The organism is Novosphingobium organovorum (assembly GCF_022832435.1).
Classification (GTDB): domain Bacteria; phylum Pseudomonadota; class Alphaproteobacteria; order Sphingomonadales; family Sphingomonadaceae; genus Novosphingobium; species Novosphingobium organovorum.
This window is the reverse complement of the sequence record NZ_JALHLF010000252.1, coordinates 1-851: the sequence shown is the minus strand read 5'-3', so window position 1 is coordinate 851 and position 851 is coordinate 1. Positions and strand designations below refer to the sequence as shown.

1 pseudogene is annotated in these 851 nt (G+C 72.3%); it reads right to left on the bottom strand.

The features are described 5' to 3' along the window. Window positions 1–535: pseudogene (locus tag MTR62_RS21085) on the bottom strand (hypothetical protein); the annotation flags it as partial. Between the last annotated feature and the right edge of the window lie 316 nt (window positions 536–851).

Below are 851 nucleotides of genomic sequence, written 5' to 3'. Positions count from 1 at the left end.
GCGCTGCCGCGCGCGGCGACGGTGCGGACGGCGGGGTCGCCGGGGTGCCGCGCATCGCTTCCAGATTGCTCTGCGCGCTGGTTTCGGGCGCCGGGGTTGCGGGCGGCTGCTGGGCCATGGCCTGCGTGTTGGCACTGACCCGCGCTTCGAGTTCGGAGAGGCGGTTCGAGTTCTGCTCAACCTGCGCGGTCAGCCGCGCCATCTGCGTTTCGACCGCGTCCATGCGGGTCAGCAGATCGGTCAGCGGCGTGCTGGTCGGGGTCTGCACCGGCGCGGGCGTGGCCCCGGCGGCGGGCGGGGTGATCTGCGGCTCGAAGAAGGTCCCGTCACCGCCCGGAAAGACCTTGCGCTGAAGCGCGCGCACTTCGGATTCGACCTTGCGCAGACGCGCATCGGTGTTGTCCTGCGCGAACACCGGCGCTGCGGTCCCGGCCAGCAGCGCCACCGCCACCGCGCTCACCACGGGCAGGCGCGCCAGACGGCGCAGGCGAAGCCGGCTCGGGCTCAGGCCCTGGTTCGAACGAAACGCATTCATCGCCAAATCTTCTCCATCACTGGGGCCCCTGCCGCCCGAAGCCGGCACCATGGCCAAGGCCGCGCGAACGAGGGATTAACCAGGGGCGATACCCCGCTCTGCTTGCCGCAGGCCACTCACGCTGTCGAGGGCGGCCTAGTTGGAAGTCGTGGATACCGCCTGCACCACCGGGGTCGAGACCATCGCGGGGCCCGAAGCGGCCGGAGCCTGCGACGCTGCGGGTTCGACCGCCGGGCTCGCCTTGGCGCGCGTCGTTGCCGCGGTGCCGCCCGCGGGCGCGTGCATTCCCGAACCTGCACGCCGCACGGCCGGTGCG